Below are 16,331 nucleotides of genomic sequence, written 5' to 3'. Positions count from 1 at the left end.
AATCCCCCATCATGTCACCCCGTTGCTGGGGGCGGTATCAGGGCCCTTATAAATTTTTCCTCTAACCTCGGCGGACCTAGCGTGGTACTCCAACCCCTCCAACCTAGCGAACTCGGCGACCCTCTCGGAGATTAGGGCTTGGGCCTCTAGGGTTCCACTCTGTCTGTAAACGTATATTCCAGAGAAGTCCTTGAAGAAAGAGAACGGGCTAAGGCCAGGCCTCTCCATTAGAGTACCTCCAGTGGGCAAGATGTGATTGGCTCCCGTGTAACCGTAATCGCCGTACACCACTCCAACACCCTCGAATACGGCTCCAGCTAGCCTTACATTGAATTCTCCCATTATCTCCAGATGCTCGGGTGCTAAAGCATCGCTGAACTCCTCCAAGGATCTCCTGTCCCCGTACAGTATGCCGCCCCTCTCCCTGAGGGAAGAGACACTCTCATCCCCCGAATATTTATCGAGCTCCTCTTTCAGCCTGAGCGCTAATTCCTCAGACGTGACGAGGGCTAGAGAAATGGAGTCTGGTCCGTGCTCCGCTTGAGCGAGCATATCCATGACCACGAACTCTATGGGAAAGCTACCATCGTAGAGAATGAGAACCTCCGACGGTCCCGCTAGGAGATCTATTCTCACATCCCTCGAAACGACCGCCTTGGCGGCTGTCACATAGGAGTTCCCGGGTCCCACGATCATATCGACCGGCTCTAGGCCGACTTCAGGAAGTCCATAAGCGAGAGAAGCTATTGCTTGGATCCCACCAACTCTCAGAACCTCATCCACGCCCAGCCGGGCGGCTAGTCCCTCTACTAGCTTGGAATTTCTCGGAGGCGTAGCCACGACGAACTCTTCAACTCCCGCTGCCCTAGCGGGAGCTACTGCCATAAGCAGGGAGGAGGGGAGGGGATGCCTGCCCCCGGGAACGTATACACCCACCCTCTCCACAAGCTTCGATATTGTACCCTCCCTTATCCACTCTAGTCGGGTCTTGAAACCCCCGACGGAGCATTCCCTTCCATCCAATAGGGATAAGGCGCAGGAGTATAACCTCTCGTAGGGCTCTAACATGAATTCCTCTATTCTGTAGTCATGCGGGGCTCCATATACCTCCTCCTTGGCTAATCTGATCCTATCGAATTTTTCGGTCAAATGTAACACGCTTTCCAGTCCTCTCTCCCTCACCTCACCCACTAGTTGGGCGGCGACCTCGACTGGTAAGCTGATTCTCTCGCGGAGCTTGGAGAAGGCTTCATTCCAGAGATCCCTTACGTCACCGAAGAGGGCCAGTTCCATAGGAGAGAAGCCTACGAATCCCGTAATAAGCTTGATGTGGAGGAGAGCTTATAACATCGTGACAACTCTTCTCCAAGATGAGCACCGTAATACAGGCGCTCTTTGAAACGGTGAGGACCCTCTCTCTCGCTGGGGAGTATCTTCCTGAGGACAAGCTCTCCTCGATAGTGGATCTCATGGCCAAGACATACGTGGAAGAACTTCCAATCACGGACAAGACTTCTTTTCTGGAGAGCTTCGAGCTAGTTAAGAGCGCCATACTGGCTAAACCGCCCACTGACGAGGACGAGGATGTAGTGAGGCTCGCTGCATATAACCTGAGGCAGATGGAGGAGAAGCTTGGACTGAACCAGGACAAACTCAGGGACATCTTCCTCAGGAGAATAGAGGAGGATCTTGGAGAGAACTTAGCTAACCTAGTGATCCTATTCGAGAGATCGATAAGGGCCTTGGGCTAACTCGCTGAACATTTTCTTGTAGATTTTGGCCTTCTCGATGACCACCTCTCTCTCCCTCCTGAACCTCCTTATTTCATCCTCACTGAGCTCCCTCACCACCTTGGCCGGTATGCCAAGCACGAGGGTGGCTGGAGGTATCTCCTTCCCCGGTGGGACGAGGGCCCCTGCACCCACCACGGCGGCCTCTTCGACGACAGCACCATCCAGCACTCTAGCGCCTATCCCAATGACCACATCCTCCAACACCTTGGCCCCGTGAACCACTGCTGAATGGGATATCAGTGCCCCTCTGATCTCCACAGGATGACCCGCCGGGGCTTCAACAAGGCAGAGCTCGAGTATTCCGGTCTCAGGGCCGATGACCACGGAGTCGTCGTCGCCCCTCACCACGCTGCCGAAGTAGATGGCGCTATCCTCTAGTAGGGTCACATCCCCAGCCACCCGCGCGCCGGGATCGACGAAAGCCGTCTCATGGATCGAGGGTCTCTTATCCCTGAAGGGGATTATCATCTCCCTCACCTCACCCCGCGCGCATGTCCCCACTCTCAAGATACCTTATGTACCAAGAGAGGGCCTCCTTGTGAAGCAGGGGCATGTGACCCCCAACCTCTTGGATCGCCCTCTCAAAGTACTCAAGGAGTTGATCCCTGTAATCCGGATGTGCGCAGTTCTCTATGAGCTCTCTTGCCCTTTCCCTGGGAGATTTCCCCCTCAGATCGCACACTCCTTGCTCTGTCACGATTACATCGACATCGTGATCTATGTGATCGACGTGACTTACCATGGGGACTATGCAGCTGATCCTCCCGTCCTTCCTAGTGGAGGGCGTTATGAATATGCTCATGTAAGCGGCTCTGGCGAAGTCACCAGACCCTCCTATACCGTTTATCACATGCGTACCCATGATGTGGGTGCTGTTAACGAATCCGTAGATGTCCACCTCCACGGCAGTGTTCATGGCTATAACCCCTAACCTCCTGATTACCTCCCAATCGTTGGTGACGGATTGAGGCCTTAAGATGGTCTTCTCCCTGAAATCTCCTAGGTTGGAGAAGAAGAATTCCCTTCCCTTGGGTGAAAGCATCAGAGAAGTTGCTGAAATGTACTCCATCTCGCCAGCAGCCATCATCTTGTAGAACGAGTCCTGAGCCACCTCTGTCCAAGCCTTTAGACCCCTTATCCCGGCTTCAGCTAGCGCGGACATCACGGCATCTTGCACGGTGCCCACACCGGACTCTATCGGCAGCATCCTCTCCGGAATGCGCCCCTCCTCAATCTCCCTCTCTAAGAAGCCAAGGAGGTTATCTGCTATCTTCCTCTCCACGGGGCCCGGCTTCCCGACATCCCCCCCCCTATCATGACCATGGGACTCCACTATGGCCACTATTTTGCCCTCAGGTACAGTTAGCCTGTCCCTCCCTATTCTATCGCTCACGTCCCTCACCGGAATGGGCTCCCGGTTGGGCGGGATTCTGGGGGAGTATATGTCATGCACGCCGATCAGTTCATCGGGTATATCTGGATTCACCTCTACTATGACCTCCTTCGCCTCAGAGGCGAACGCATCCACAGCTCCCACGCTCATCGACGGTACAATTCCTCTCTCATCCACGTAAACGGCCTCTATCACGGCTAGATCCAATGGCCCTATCTTCGAGCTGAGGAAGCCCGATCTCAAGTACTGGGGCCACTCTCCCAGATGAAAATCGTAAAACTCCACTTTACCCGAGTTTATGAGCTTCCTCATCACGGGACTGTACTGATAGGGGTACCTCCTCTCCACTAAGTTTCTCTCCCCCAGTATCTGATCCACCTGATAGGCAGAAGCCCCCGTGAGTAGAGAGATCTTCGCAGACAGCCTTCCCTCATCGTAAAGCTCTGCTATCGTCTTTGGAATAATTTTAGGATATCCTGAGGAACCGAACCCGCTTATACCAATGCTTACCCTCTTCCTATCGGACATAACCCTCATAACGGCACTTTCAGGGTCGGTAACCAAGTGATTAAGCCCTTTTACCCTTCCCTCCAGCGTTTCGATCCCCCGACGAATGCGAAGGGGATAAAGAATAACTTAGCTCTGGTCCAACCACATAACCAAGAATAACTTAGCAATGTTTATTAACTAAGCTATGTTAAACTTTGTGACGAGAGGTGCCCTCCGATGCAGGGAGATACGGTCTACGAACTGATGGATGTCCGGAAGAGGTACGGAACTAGGAGGAACTACGTAGAGGCACTCAGGGGAATCTCCCTAGTTGTTCGGAAGGGGGAGTTCATTGCTGTGATGGGCCCGTCAGGTAGCGGCAAGACGACCCTACTTAGCATACTTGGTCTGCTCACGAAACCCACCTCAGGGACCGTGAGGATATTCGGAAAGGATGTAATGAGGCTCACGGATAAGCAGGCCACCCTCCTGAGGAGGAAGACGATAGGCTTCATATTCCAGACATTCAATCTGGTTTCGTGGCTCACCGCCTACGAGAACGTTGAACTGGCCTTGGCAATAGGAGAGTACAACGGCAACCGCCGGAGGAAGATAATGGAACTCCTCTCTGCCGTAGGTCTGGAGCATAGGGCCAATCACAGGCCAACCGAGCTTTCTGGTGGGGAGCAACAGAGGGTGGCTATAGCAAGGGCATTGGCGAACGATCCAATAGTCATACTCGCTGACGAACCCACCGGTAACTTGGATACGGCCTCCGGATTGCAGGTGATGAGCATACTGAGGTCCCTAGTTGAGGAGGGCCGGACGGTCGTGATGGTCACCCACGACCAGAAGATGGCCGAAATGGCCGACCGTATCGTGAAGATAAGGGATGGTAAAATATTGGGAGAGGTGATACCCGATGTCAAGGCGTAATATAGGAGCCCTTCTAGTCCTTCTCCTGATCCCCTTGCTGCCCCTCTCAGCCGTTAAGGGCCATGTGACCTTGGTGGATTATGGATGGGGAACTCAGCAGGAGGCATTGATAGTCCACTCGGGAGACGGGGTGGTCCCCCTGACTGCAATATTCCAAGTATCCGTGGAGGAAAATCACACTCTGAGGCCTTTGGAGGCTGTGCTGAAGATACCCTCACCACTAAGGAATCCCAACGGGGGTAGCATCGAGAAATTAATACCTGGGATACAACTGGGCAAGGACAGGTTCGAGGACGGGGAAGGGTTCGCACTCACCTTCAGCGTTGAAATCCCGACGAAGACCCCTCCCGGATGGTACGATTTCGAGGTGAATCTGAGCTACGAAGTACTCGATGAGGACGGGGATGTGGTGAAAAGCGGTGCTAACCAATTCACCTTCAGCCTAGAAGTGAAGGGAAGATCCTCGATCGACTTCACCCTCGGCGGAAAGGTGGTCAAGGGGGAAGCCTCCACGCTGTATCTCATTCTGAGGAATGCCGGGAAGGAAGACGCTCACATAACCTCAATACAGATCAGCGCCTCTCTGACCAGAATACTGAACCCATCCATAAGCGGGGGTGCTCTACTGACTCCCGGGGCCTCGGTCAGGTATGACATAGGTGCATACGCAGATGAGAACTTGGATCAGGATACGGACAAGGTGGCGGTCTTGGTGCACTACACCAGCGGAGGGAAGGACTACAGCGTATCCAAGGTCTTCACCGTTCAGCTGGTTGAAAAGAACGAGAAAGAGGAAGAGGCATCTCCTAGCTTGATCGTACTCTCCGATAAGCACATGCTCTACGCGGGCATACCCAACGAGGTCAACCTGATCGTGAAGAACGTGGGAGATGAGACAGCCAGAAAGGTGAAGCTTCAACTCTCATCCAAGACGATCACGGTACTTGGTCCCACCCTCTTCGATCTAGGGGACATGATACCTGGCGATTCTAGGAGCATAAAGTTGAGCCTGCTACCATCAGAGGACAGCAAATCCTATAGGCTGAGCCTCTCGTTTACCTACACGGAGGAGGAAAAAGATAAGGATGTGACCAAGCAGCTCAACACCGAGGTCGGGTTTGGGAGGATAGAGGAAGCTAGGGTAGTCATCTCCTCAATGGAAGCCAGCTACAGCAAGGGCAAGCTGAGGATCAGGGGCAATTTAGCAAATGTCGGTAATAGACAGGCCGATAACATCAATGTGACCATAGAATCAGGGGTCTGCGTGGGCACATCCACTTACTTGGGGGAGCTGGATGATGGAGAGAGCACTGGCTTCGCTCTATCGTGTCAGGTCCCTGAGGATAAGCTTCCACCCAAGATAGGCGTAGTTGTAAAGTACATGGCTTCTCCAGAGAACTGGAAAGAGACTAGGAGGGAGGTCTCGGTTGAGGGACCCCAAGCAACCGAGCAACCGTCCAAGACGACGGTTACCATGACTGATCCCCGCTACGCGGTGGTCTGGGCTGTGGCTGGCTTGGTGATAGGGCTGATAGTGGGCAAAGTCATATTCGGCAGGAGGTCCGAGGAGATTGAAGTCCCGTGACATCGTGAAGTTCTCCTACAAGGCCATGATGAGCAGGAGGAAGAGGGCAGCGCTTACCCTGCTAGGGATATTCTTGGGAGTCTTGACCCTGACTGCAGTGATATCATTCGCCACAGGTTACGGTTTGGCCCTCAAGGACATATTCAAGGGCAGCAGCATGAGACTGATCTACCTCTCAGCTCGGGAGAAGATGTTCGACGACTTGGATGTCAGCAAGATAGAGGGAATGGAGGGGGTGGAGGCTGTGATGCCTCTGATAAGGATCCCAATGAACCTCACCATCTTAGGGAAGAGCAAGACCTATGTGGTCATGGGGGTCGATATGAACTATGTCGAGGATGTCTTCCCCGATATAGAACTCCTGTATGGAGATTGGCCCCCCAACCCAAAGGAGGAGGCTGTGGTGCTGGGATACAAGTTGGTAAACGAGCTACCTCCAGAAGAGATCGAGGGTTTGATAGGACTTAATGTGAAGGTGTCCTACGACGACACACTCACGACCAGGCCAAGGATCTATGGGATCGCTGCGCCTTACGGAACGTCCATAATAGCAGATGTTGACAGATCCATACTGGCACCCATAGACTATGCCATGAAGCTCTACGTCAAGCTGATGGGGCAGAGAAGCTACACGATACTGGCAATAGTAGCTGAGGATGTGGATAGCGTGGACAAGGTGGTAGACCAACTCAGCGATGAGTATGGGGACACAGCCTTCCCTATAGCCATGAAGGACATTCAGAAGCAGCTTGACACTGTGGTCAACATGTCACTACTGGTCCTAGGGGCGATAGCTGCCATGACCATAGTGGTCGCGTCGATAGGGATAATGAACGCGATGTTCACCGCGGTTACCGAGCGTACTAGGATAATAGGGGTGATGAGGGCAATGGGCGCCTCTCAGAGGGACATAGCCATATCCTTTCTCTTTGAAGGAATTCTGATGAGCAGCATGGCCATAATATCTGGTATGCTGCTCGGATATGGGGCCTCCCTGCTCTTGGCGACCGTAATGGGTCCAGGGGAGATGGGCGGACCACATGCCACCTCCTTCGTGATAACGCCCACCCTACTACCCGAGCACGCTATGGCCATAGCTGGTGTAACCCTCTTCATCACGATATTAGGCGCCCTTCCACCCGCCTTGCAGGCGGCGAGGCTGGAACCGGCTAAGGCGCTCAGGTTCGAGTGATCATTCCGGTCCTAACTCACCATTTCTTGTTTATGGATTCGGCCCAGAAGTATATCCTCTCAGCCAGATCTAGGATCGCATCCAAGAATCTGTCGTCTACCCTCATTGCACCTAGTTTATCTGATGTGATGAGGCCATACCTGAACTCGAACTCCTCCAATTCCGGCTCTCCCACCGAAGGTCTATACGCGTGGGGAGTCGTGAGATAGAGCCTCAGGACGTTCTCATGGTCGGCTTCGATTCCTAACCTGCTGAGCCCTGCCCTGAACGAGTGTATCATCGATTCCTTTATGAGCGTGAGATACCTCTCCACCTCGGAGCGTTCCCTTCTAGCCTCCTCCAGCAGCTCCTTTGCCCTGTCGAGATCGCTCAACCGGATCACCCCAAGTGGCGGGCCCGGCGGGATTCGAACCCGCGACCCCCCGGTTAAAAGCCGGGTGCTCTTCCATGCTGAGCTACGGGCCCGGATGGATTGTAAGGTCCTCCCCTAGATAAATCTTATCCTGCCCAATCCGGTTCACACCCACAGGAGAAGGGCCACAATTTGTGGAAGCATTGCCAACGCCAGCAAGGGTTTGGCCAGCCTGCTTGATCCCATTAGGGACGAGAGCATTGCCATGAGCTCGCTTCCCATGAACACAGCCTCCACTTCCCCCCTGTAACACTCAGCCTTTACCTCTTCCATGGATCCTATCGACTTCTTAACCAAGTCAATGAGGTAGGATGCTCTCTCCCTCAGGCACTCTTCGGTACGGCATTCGTTGCCGACCGGATTATACCTGTGCTTGGTGGAGATAGTCTCATGAGTATCGGTAGTGGATACTATCACCCTAACTCCTCGGGGAGCGAACTCATCTATCAGATCCCTGAGCTCGGGGACCATGTTGTTGCCGTCTATCATCATATAGGAGGCGGTAATATCGCCCACCCTCAAACTGACCACCCCAACCCCTCCGCGCCCTACGGAAGGCCAGCCAGGGTCATCCCATCGGTATCCCACTAACACTCTCTCCCGACATTCCCTTTGAAGGGCGGATCTCCCCACTTCTAAAAGGATCCTGACCAATTTCTGACCCAGTTCCGAGTCAATGAAGGCCATCTCGTACCAATCTCTTCTGAGCGAATCATGTCTATCCACAACTGACACATTAACCCCCAATTCCCTAGCTAAGACCCCCTCGATCTCATGTGGGATATCTTCGAAACTCTCTAGAGGCCTGCCCGAGACGGTGAAGAGCAGGGTGTCATCGAATCTCTGGGCACCGACCTCGAACCCATCATTTGAGGTGAACACCGGTTCCCCGATGCAGCAGGGCGTTACCTTACCTAATGACCTCACGATCTCCTCCAGTATCTCATCCGTGAACTTCGATGAGGCTAGATTTCTCTCGTGAGAACATGCTCTCCTCAGAAAGATAGGATTCAACCCCCTATCCCTGAGACGAGCTAAGACTCTCCTCGGGAGATCGTGGCTTCCCATCCTAAATGGACCAGGATGCACATCAATAGCTGTAATCACCGATTCACCTAGTTTTATGACATCAAAACTGGCGAAGCCCTTCACGCCCCTCTCCACCAACTTCTCCTCTAGAGAGGCCCCGGAATCCCCCAGTACGATATCTGCTAGAGCCCTGACACCATCGAATCCCTTGAGCCCTATAACTGGCTCGGTTATCGAACCCACAACTGCCCCCACGAGGCGAGCTGAGATCATCGATGAGATGAGGATCGAGAGAAGCTGGAGCGACAGTCCATTGACAGCGATCGCCTCCCCAGCTAGGATGAATGGCAGCAACTTAGATTTGGTAGATTTTCCCATGGACCAAGATATGAGAGAGGCAAGGAGGAGAGACGTGTAGCAAAGCGAATAAAAGGGGATAACCAATCCCTCAAGAAGAACCCCAAAGGCAAGTGGTGCCGTTACGAAAAAGGAGGTCCATAAGGATCTCCTCAGGTCGAAATACTCGGCGCTCCTCCAGACTGAGAACAAGGATGTTGTTGAGAAGAGAGCAGATGTGAACAGGTATCTCAAGGAAGACAGGTAAGCTCCTACTACATGAAGTCCACTCCACGGGAGTGTAACGGCAACAATATTGAGCAATAATGCCGAGTATATCCCCGGGAGGGTGAAAAGATCCTTACTCCTCTCAGTGGCAACATCCAGTGCCACATTATACCGCACTTCTATAACACCATCCCCTCATAATGCAAAAATCTTTTTATTTACGTGGGTGTAGATGTTAGCAAGGAGTCGGGAACCGACTCCCCATCCCCTTGGACGGCGCTGTGGGGGTGTTATCTCATGCCTAGAGTAAAGGGAATAACCGCGAAGGAGATAGAGATATTGAGGAAACTGGTGGAGAATGGAAGGATAACCTATACCCAGATAGCCAGAGAGCTCGGAATGAGCCCTGCTGGTGTCATGAAGAAGGTCAGGAAGCTCGAGGAGCTTGGTATAATAAAGGGGTACACCGCTCTCGTTGACCACGCTAAACTCGGTAAGGGGAACAAGTATATAATCCTGTTAGAGACGGAACCAGGCAAGCACACAGATGTGGCTAAAAAAGTGGTGGAGCTCCTAGGGAACTCGGTACTTGAAGTACATGAGATAACTGGTCAGTATGATGTGGTGCTCAAGGTCATAGCTGGCAGCCAATCCGAGTTGAACGATATACTCCGGAAGATCCAGAGCATACCCGGTCTCAGGGACACGAACACATCCCTCGTCCTCGACACCGTCAAGGAGAGGCCCTCTGTGGTTCCCGATGAGATACCCGGGATTACCACGAAGAAGAGATGATCAGAGCTCCATCCATTCTCCTCCAAGCGGTTGAGCATCAATCCCCCATTTTTTCAACCATTTAGCGAATTCCTCGCTGAACCCATAGACGGTCAGCACCTTCTCGGGGTTGGTGCCCATAACTATACTCACGAGCCCATCGAAATCGGCATGGGCACTCAGCGGGAAATCCTGTCTCCTCTTAGAGAAGAGGGCCCAGCCAGTCACCCTAGCCTTCCCATTGATCCTAGCCCTATGGGTGACTAGGACATGGGGCCCGTCAGTCGAAGTCTTATATTTGAGCCCGAACCTATCCCTGAGAGGTTCACTCACCTCGGCGACTCTTTCAGAGACCACGACCTCCACATTCGTGTACTTGTTCAGGAGAGCTATAACTTCTTGAGACTTTCCCACTAGGTATGCCTCTATGACAGGGGATCTACCGGAGGACACCTCCTCCGCGACCCACCTAGCTATATCCGTCCTCACCTTATGGGGATCGGGGAACCTGTATCTGGGATGCCCGTAGGTGGACTCGATTATCAGTACGTCCGAACTCGGGATCCTAGCGGGACTCTCCACCGTAAGCCCGCCGAGAGGATTCACATCCCCTGTATAAAAGATAGTTCTTCTTCCACAATTTATCAAGAACCCTGCGGATCCGTATATATGCCCAGCTGGGAAGGCATACACCTCTAAGGGTCCCAGTTCCACGCTCTCGTCGAAATGGATGATGTCCATGGTTCCATTTCCATACCTCCTCCGGATGAGAGCCGCGGTTCCCTCGGTAGCTATGATCCGCCCCAAGGGATTCCCCACATCCTTGGGTACGTGATCAGAATGAGCGTGGGATATGAGAGAAGGTACGTCTTTCACTGTCCTCACTGGGTCTAGGAGCAGCTTTCCTCCACAGTCGAGTTCTATGCCGTTTCTGAACCTTATTCTCATCTCCTGAACTCACCATTGCAAATTTATTAGTGTGGTCCAGCTCCCCGAGCGCGGGGGTAACATGCCCAAGGGTAAGAAGGATAAGAGCTTCATGCCGATGTCCGTTGCTGGTATCCTGACCTTCAGCACAGACGAGGCAGGCGGCTTAAAGGTCCCCAAGTGGTTCCCCGTCTTGCTATCGGTCGTAACGGGCGTCGTCATAATAGCTCTTCAGCTCATGTGAGCAGGTAATGCCGATGAGAATATCCGAGGCCCAAGAGCTGATAAGAAAGATTTACGGCGAGAGAGACCGTAAAAGAGGCGTTAAGGGAACCGCTCTCCACTTGGGGGAGGAGCTAGGGGAGCTCTTCAGGTCTCTGAGGACCTCCGATGACGACAACCTCAAGGAAGAGTTTGCCGATGTTCTCGCATGGCTGCTAAGCCTAGCCGATCTTCTCTCCATAGATTTGGAATCTGCTTTTGTTGAAAGATATGGAAAAGGATGTCCCAAATGTGGATCGATCCCCTGTAGGTGCCCGGAGGTGTGACACGTGTCCATGAAGTTCCTGCATGTCAGCCCTGATGACGCATTGATCTATGCTAGAAGGCTGGCGGATTCCGTAATAAATTCGGGTTTCAAGCCCGACACGATCGTGGCGATACTCAGGGGCGGAGTGGTGATAGCTAGGCTCCTGAGCGATTTCTTGGATGTGAGGGATATAAGGAGCATAAGGGTGGTTCATTATGAAGCCCTCGACATCAGGGAAGGAGCTGAGGTCGTGGAACCCCTTCCCACGAGACTAGACGGTAAGAAGGTCTTGCTAGTGGACGATGTAGCTGACACGGGAGACAGCCTCATCGTGGCCAAGGAACACTTGGAGGAGAGGGGAGCTGCTGAAGTTAGGGTAGCTACCATGCACTACAAGCCTTGGAGCAAGATTAAGCCGGACTATTACTCGGAGGAGACGGATGCTTGGGTCATATATTTTTGGGAATACGCTGAGACCGTCAGATACTTCTTTATGAAGTACGGTGATAAGGGCCAAGATTACATATACGAGGTACTGAGGCAAGCGGGAGTGCCTGATGATATCGTGAGGTGGGTAGTGGAAAATGAGGGGTACGTACGATAAGATCGTGGAGCTGGCCACGAGGAGGGGTTTCTTCTGGCCATCCTCTAGGGATGTCTACTCTGGGGCTCCCGCGGGCTTCTATGTTTACGGGCCTCTAGGCCTCAGGATGAAAGAAAAGATAGTCTCCCTCTGGAGGAGGGAGATAGTGCTTCCCGAGGGAGTACATGAGATAGAGACCCCTAACATACTTCCACTCAAGGTATTCGAGGCTTCGGGCCACTTGGAACACTTCTTCGACAAGCTAATAGAGTGCAAGAGGTGCCACTCGAGGTTCAGGGTTGATAAACTGATAGAGGAAACCTTGGGTATAGAAGAGAACTTGGAGGGACTTTCGGACGAAGAGCTGATGAAGATCATAGTGGATAACGGGATAAAATGTCCCAAGTGCGGTTCCAAGGAGTGGACTGGAATAAAGAAGTTCAACCTGATGTTCACCCTCTCGGTAGGTGCTGAGGCCGAGGAGCCCAACGCCGCGCTGAGGCCGGAGACAACTCAGGGGAGCGTGGTGGAGTTCAGGAAGTCATACATGACCATGAGGGGGAAACTTCCCTTCATCCTCGGACAGGTTGGAAGGGTCTTCAGGAACGAGATCTCCCCGAGAAGAGCCTTGATAAGGATGAGGGAGTTTCAGCAGCTGGAGATTCACGTGTTCTTCGATCCGGATAATCCCGACGAGATGTACCGCGAGAAGCTCGAACCCTACATGGACTACAAGATAAGGTTCCTCAGGAGGGAGGACAGGGAGACGGGGAGAATAGTGGAGATGACCGCTAGAGAAGGTCTCGAGACAGGCTACACCATAAACCACCTTATAACCTACTGGCTGGTTCTGTACCAGAAGTTCTTCAGCGAGGTGCTGGGCTTTCCTCTGGAAAGGCTCCGATATAGGGAGCTCATAGAGGGTGAGAAGGCCCACTATGCTCTAGCCCACTGGGATCTGGAGGTCTATACCGAGGACTTGGGTTGGGTCGAGCTGGTCAACAACGCCTACCGCACGGACTATGATCTGTCTGGCCACATGAAGGTCTCAGGAAACGATCTCAGGGTCACCAGCCCCGACGGCAAGAGGAAGCTCCTACCGCACCTCTACGAGCCATCCATAGGCTTGGATAGGGTGTTGTTCCATGAGCTGATGCTTGCCTACAGGGAGGACGAGGAGAGGGTCTGGCTGCAGCTTCCGAGATACCTAGCGCCCATCGAGGTGGCGGTCTTCCCACTAATGAAGAAGGATGGAATGCCCAAGAAAGCTAAGGAGATCTACAGGATGTTAATATCGGAGGGCTTCGTGGCCTTCTATGATGAATCAGGAACTATAGGCAGGAGATACAGAAGGATGGACGAGGTGGGTACCCCGGCCTGCGTTACGGTGGATCACCAGACGATGGAGGACGAGACAGTCACCCTCAGGGATCGAGATACTATGGAACAGGTGAGGGTGAGGATCGTGGAGCTACCGGCCAAGTTAAGGAGCTTCATATACGAGGGGAGGAACATCAAGGACCTCCTGTGAACAGCCTGCTACAGACCGGGCACTTGGGATCCCTCTCCACTTTTATTTCCGTGTACTCCATCGTCCTGAGATCTCCCATCAGCAACTTACCTTTAAGAGAGGGTTCCATGCCAGCTAAGTACTTCACGGCCTCCACGGCTGCTATGGAGGCGACCTGAGCCGGAGTCATCCCCAAGACCGGAACAGGGCCCCTGTCTTGGACGTTTGGGAACATGCACCTCAAGCAGGGAGTCTCCCTAGGAACTATGAACGTTACTGCGAAATAAAAGCCGGAGATAGCGGAGTAGATGAAGGGAATCCTGTGAGAAACGGAATACTCATTTATCAGGTACCTAGTGGCGAAGTTGTCCGTCGCATCGAGTACTAGATCGACCCCCGAGAGCACATCGCCTATATTACCCTCGGTGAGGGGCTCGGGTATTCCCTCCACCTCTATCTCCTTATTCCTCCTCTTGATCTCCCTTTCAGCAACTAGAGCCTTGGGTAAACCCACGTCATCCTCCCCGTACAGGATCTGCCTGTGAAGATTATCCAAACTGACGAGATCGCCGTCTATTAGCCTTAGATTAACTCCAGCACCTCCCAAATAGAGGGCCAAGGGAGAACCTATACCTCCCAGCCCCACGATTGCTACGAGTGAATTACTCAGCCTCCTCTGACCATCTTCCCCTATGAGTGGGATCTGCCTATCGTAGCGTGACATCCCTCAACCACCTCTCATACGCCTCCCATACCCTCTCCACGGGGAGGACCACTATCTCGGGAACATCGTAAGGATGTATCCCGGTCAGATACTCTATCAACCTATCCATCAATTCATCAGCGGTCTTGATAATCAGGAGGAACTCTTGAGCCCTCTCTATCTTCCCTTTCCACCAGTACAAGCTTCTAACTTGGAAGAAAGAGATGCATGCAGCTAGCTTCTCTCCTAACAGTGAGGACGCAAGTTTCTCGGCATCTCCCTCCCGCTCCACAGTAGTCAATACTATTTTCAGGCGAGATCACCCCCAATCAACTACTTGGACAGGAACTCCTCTATTGAAATGCGCTCGCTCCTCAGATCTATCTCAACCAGTTCCCACCAAATGGGGAAGGCCACATTGTATACCTTGGTATTGCCGACTCTAGCGGTCTTACTCCCGTTGTGAACATGTCCGTGGACAGCAACGTCTACGAGCCCCTCTTTCATGTACCTCTCGAACCCCCTGTGGCCCAAGTACCTCCAAGCCCTGGGATTCTCACCCTTCATGGTCTTCGTCGTGGTGGCGTAGTGGGTAAGGAGAACTGTTACATCAACCTTTTCCCTGAGCTCTCTGAGCATCTCTCCTATCACCCTCAACCTCTCGCTGTAGATCTTCTCTATCCCTGGGATGTTTCTCTTTTGCCACGTAGTAGGGAGTTCCAGACTCCCTCTGGACCCAACTATGCCTACCCTCCGCCCCTCCACCTCCAAAACTATGCTCTCATCATCGAGAAACGTTACCTCAGGGTTCTCCTCCCTTATGGCATCCTTCACACTATCGTACTCGTCATTGCCGAAGACAGCCACCATCCTGACATCTCCTAGACCCTCCAAGACATCCACTACCCTTCGATACTGCTTGTAGTTCCCTCTATCTACCATGTCACCTGCTATCAGGATGAGGTACTCTCCTTTCTGCTTCCTACTCACAGCATTCTCTAGATCCTTCAGCCATACGGGCGCATGTACATCGGACACTGCCAGCACTTTCATTTTCAACCTAGTGCTGGATATGCATCATCCAATTAAACTACTACGTCGTTTGGAATTCACGTGAGAAAAGGCAGGGTCAGGTCTATCCTAGAGTCGATGGTGTGGGATCCTAGGGTGAAGCCTGAAGAGTTTAGAATAGTATTCGTGAGCAGAGGGTCCTCAAACGACCTAGAAGAGGTGAGAGGGGACGAGATCGAAGTGAGGAGCGATAGGGTGATACTGAAGGACGGAAGGGAGATACCACACCATAGGATTGTTGCTATCTGGAGGGGAAGGGAACTCCTTTACCTCAAGGAGGACGTATGAAAATCTTAAAAATTTTTTATGTGATGCTCGGGAATTGAACGGGATGGGTATGTCCACCAAGGCAATCTCCCTTACTATAGCGTTCATAGCTTTAGTAGGGATCCTCCTGAGCTTCTATACGGAGTTCGTTCAGGGCATCAGACCGTGCCTCTCCTGCTATACCCTTAGGTTCAGCTACATCGCGATATTTCTAATATCACTGGCTTACTTCAAGTTTAAGAGGGCATCCTACTTGATTCTAGCCATATCCCTGCTCATCATCGGCATTTCCAGCTGGGGGATACTCGGTTTCTTGGGATACCAGAGTAATCCGTGTATAGAGGCGTGCACCCTATCTATCGAGCTAAACGTGAGCTACAGACTGTTCTCCCTAGCCCTGCTCGGGGGCATCATAGAGTTAGTCCTAGCGCTGCTACTAATCAGGTACGGTAGTTGAGGATCGTTTCCGGTGTCTAATCCTAACAGTAACTCAGATAATGTTTCTATATGATGGCGAATGAACCTATTTATCTATATAATATGGCCACTATTATCTAAAACGTTTAACTAATCT

The 16,331-nt window shown here is 52.4% G+C and carries 20 protein-coding genes and 1 tRNA gene; 11 read left to right on the top strand and 10 right to left on the bottom strand.

Going from position 1 to position 16,331, the window contains the following annotated elements; translation table 11 throughout:
* Positions 1–9 precede the first annotated feature (9 nt).
* Positions 10–1,293, bottom strand: coding sequence for a histidinol dehydrogenase (gene hisD / locus QI197_04305; GenBank protein MDK2372580.1), 1,284 nt, complete (start codon positions 1,291–1,293; stop codon positions 10–12).
* 77 nt (positions 1,294–1,370) lie between these two features.
* On the opposite strand from hisD, the gene QI197_04300 reads away from it, so the two are divergent.
* Positions 1,371–1,751 carry a hypothetical protein gene (locus tag QI197_04300; GenBank protein ID MDK2372579.1) on the top strand — a complete coding sequence of 127 codons (381 nt, stop codon included), beginning with the start codon at positions 1,371–1,373 and terminating at the stop codon, positions 1,749–1,751.
* On the opposite strand, the gene QI197_04295 is transcribed toward QI197_04300, so the two are convergent.
* Both QI197_04295 and QI197_04290 read right to left on the bottom strand, forming a co-directional pair.
* Positions 1,719–2,270, bottom strand: a complete 552-nt coding sequence (locus QI197_04295; GenBank protein ID MDK2372578.1) for a gamma carbonic anhydrase family protein — start codon at positions 2,268–2,270, stop codon at positions 1,719–1,721. The genes QI197_04300 and QI197_04295 overlap by 33 nt on opposite strands.
* A 1-nt stretch (position 2,271) precedes the next feature.
* Positions 2,272–3,714 (bottom strand): acetyl-CoA hydrolase/transferase C-terminal domain-containing protein, encoded by a 1,443-nt coding sequence (locus QI197_04290; protein ID MDK2372577.1) that lies wholly within the window; start codon positions 3,712–3,714, stop codon positions 2,272–2,274.
* A gap of 198 nt (positions 3,715–3,912) precedes the next feature.
* On the opposite strand from QI197_04290, the gene QI197_04285 reads away from it, so the two are divergent.
* Genes QI197_04285 through QI197_04275 form a run of 3 tightly spaced genes read left to right on the top strand, consistent with a single transcriptional unit; the run spans position 3,913 to position 7,388 of the window.
* Positions 3,913–4,611, top strand: a complete 699-nt coding sequence (locus QI197_04285) for an ABC transporter ATP-binding protein (protein ID MDK2372576.1) — start codon at positions 3,913–3,915, stop codon at positions 4,609–4,611.
* Positions 4,598–6,196, top strand: coding sequence for a hypothetical protein (locus tag QI197_04280; protein MDK2372575.1), 1,599 nt, complete (start codon positions 4,598–4,600; stop codon positions 6,194–6,196). The genes QI197_04285 and QI197_04280 overlap by 14 nt, the downstream gene beginning before the upstream one ends.
* Positions 6,183–7,388 (top strand): ABC transporter permease, encoded by a 1,206-nt coding sequence (locus QI197_04275; GenBank protein MDK2372574.1) that lies wholly within the window; start codon positions 6,183–6,185, stop codon positions 7,386–7,388. The genes QI197_04280 and QI197_04275 overlap by 14 nt, the downstream gene beginning before the upstream one ends.
* Positions 7,389–7,404: 16 nt before the next feature.
* Here QI197_04275 and QI197_04270 read toward each other — a convergent pair whose 3' ends face one another.
* The 3 genes from QI197_04270 to QI197_04260 all read right to left on the bottom strand — a co-directional run bounded on the left by QI197_04270 (position 7,405) and on the right by QI197_04260 (position 9,570).
* On the bottom strand, positions 7,405–7,761 hold the full coding sequence (locus QI197_04270; protein ID MDK2372573.1) for a hypothetical protein: 357 nt from the start codon (positions 7,759–7,761) through the stop codon (positions 7,405–7,407).
* Positions 7,762–7,776: 15 nt separating this feature from the next.
* Positions 7,777–7,853, bottom strand: a tRNA-Lys gene (locus QI197_04265).
* Positions 7,854–7,905: 52 nt separating this feature from the next.
* Positions 7,906–9,570: a DUF2070 family protein gene (locus QI197_04260; protein ID MDK2372572.1), complete on the bottom strand. Its 1,665-nt coding sequence runs from the start codon at positions 9,568–9,570 to the stop codon at positions 7,906–7,908.
* Between the two features lie 120 nt (positions 9,571–9,690).
* Between QI197_04260 and QI197_04255 the strand changes: the two genes are divergently transcribed.
* Positions 9,691–10,188: an Lrp/AsnC family transcriptional regulator gene (locus QI197_04255; protein MDK2372571.1), complete on the top strand. Its 498-nt coding sequence runs from the start codon at positions 9,691–9,693 to the stop codon at positions 10,186–10,188.
* On the opposite strand, the gene QI197_04250 is transcribed toward QI197_04255, so the two are convergent.
* Positions 10,189–11,115, bottom strand: a complete 927-nt coding sequence (locus QI197_04250) for an MBL fold metallo-hydrolase (GenBank protein MDK2372570.1) — start codon at positions 11,113–11,115, stop codon at positions 10,189–10,191.
* A 61-nt stretch (positions 11,116–11,176) separates the two neighbouring features.
* Between QI197_04250 and QI197_04245 the strand changes: the two genes are divergently transcribed.
* The 4 genes from QI197_04245 to QI197_04230 are packed head-to-tail and all read left to right on the top strand — an operon-like array spanning position 11,177 to position 13,737.
* On the top strand, positions 11,177–11,338 hold the full coding sequence (locus QI197_04245) for a hypothetical protein (GenBank protein MDK2372569.1): 162 nt from the start codon (positions 11,177–11,179) through the stop codon (positions 11,336–11,338).
* Positions 11,339–11,351: 13 nt separating this feature from the next.
* Positions 11,352–11,642 (top strand): MazG nucleotide pyrophosphohydrolase domain-containing protein, encoded by a 291-nt coding sequence (locus QI197_04240; protein MDK2372568.1) that lies wholly within the window; start codon positions 11,352–11,354, stop codon positions 11,640–11,642.
* Between the two features lie 9 nt (positions 11,643–11,651).
* Positions 11,652–12,227 (top strand): phosphoribosyltransferase, encoded by a 576-nt coding sequence (locus QI197_04235; GenBank protein MDK2372567.1) that lies wholly within the window; start codon positions 11,652–11,654, stop codon positions 12,225–12,227.
* The gene (locus QI197_04230) at positions 12,208–13,737 is read left to right on the top strand and encodes a glycine--tRNA ligase (GenBank protein ID MDK2372566.1); all 1,530 of its coding nucleotides are present in this window, start codon (positions 12,208–12,210) and stop codon (positions 13,735–13,737) included. Before QI197_04235 ends, QI197_04230 begins: the two co-directional genes overlap by 20 nt.
* Here the strand turns inward: QI197_04230 and QI197_04225 are convergent.
* Genes QI197_04225 through QI197_04215 form a run of 3 tightly spaced genes read right to left on the bottom strand, consistent with a single transcriptional unit; the run spans position 13,721 to position 15,472 of the window.
* The gene (locus QI197_04225; GenBank protein MDK2372565.1) at positions 13,721–14,440 is read right to left on the bottom strand and encodes a HesA/MoeB/ThiF family protein; all 720 of its coding nucleotides are present in this window, start codon (positions 14,438–14,440) and stop codon (positions 13,721–13,723) included. The two genes, QI197_04230 and QI197_04225, sit on opposite strands and share 17 nt — an antisense overlap.
* On the bottom strand, positions 14,424–14,711 hold the full coding sequence (gene cutA, locus QI197_04220) for a divalent-cation tolerance protein CutA (GenBank protein MDK2372564.1): 288 nt from the start codon (positions 14,709–14,711) through the stop codon (positions 14,424–14,426). Before cutA ends, QI197_04225 begins: the two co-directional genes overlap by 17 nt.
* A gap of 41 nt (positions 14,712–14,752) precedes the next feature.
* Positions 14,753–15,472: a metallophosphoesterase gene (locus tag QI197_04215; protein ID MDK2372563.1), complete on the bottom strand. Its 720-nt coding sequence runs from the start codon at positions 15,470–15,472 to the stop codon at positions 14,753–14,755.
* Between the two features lie 60 nt (positions 15,473–15,532).
* On the opposite strand from QI197_04215, the gene QI197_04210 reads away from it, so the two are divergent.
* Positions 15,533–15,778, top strand: a complete 246-nt coding sequence (locus QI197_04210) for an RNA repair domain-containing protein (GenBank protein ID MDK2372562.1) — start codon at positions 15,533–15,535, stop codon at positions 15,776–15,778.
* Between the two features lie 49 nt (positions 15,779–15,827).
* Positions 15,828–16,214 carry a disulfide bond formation protein B gene (locus tag QI197_04205; GenBank protein MDK2372561.1) on the top strand — a complete coding sequence of 129 codons (387 nt, stop codon included), beginning with the start codon at positions 15,828–15,830 and terminating at the stop codon, positions 16,212–16,214.
* Positions 16,215–16,331 lie beyond the last annotated feature (117 nt).

The organism is Thermoproteota archaeon, from assembly GCA_030130125.1.
In the GTDB taxonomy this organism is placed as follows: Archaea; Korarchaeota; Korarchaeia; order Korarchaeales; family Korarchaeaceae; genus Korarchaeum.
The sequence above is the reverse complement of the archived record's forward strand: the minus strand, read 5'-3'. Positions and strand labels throughout refer to the sequence as shown.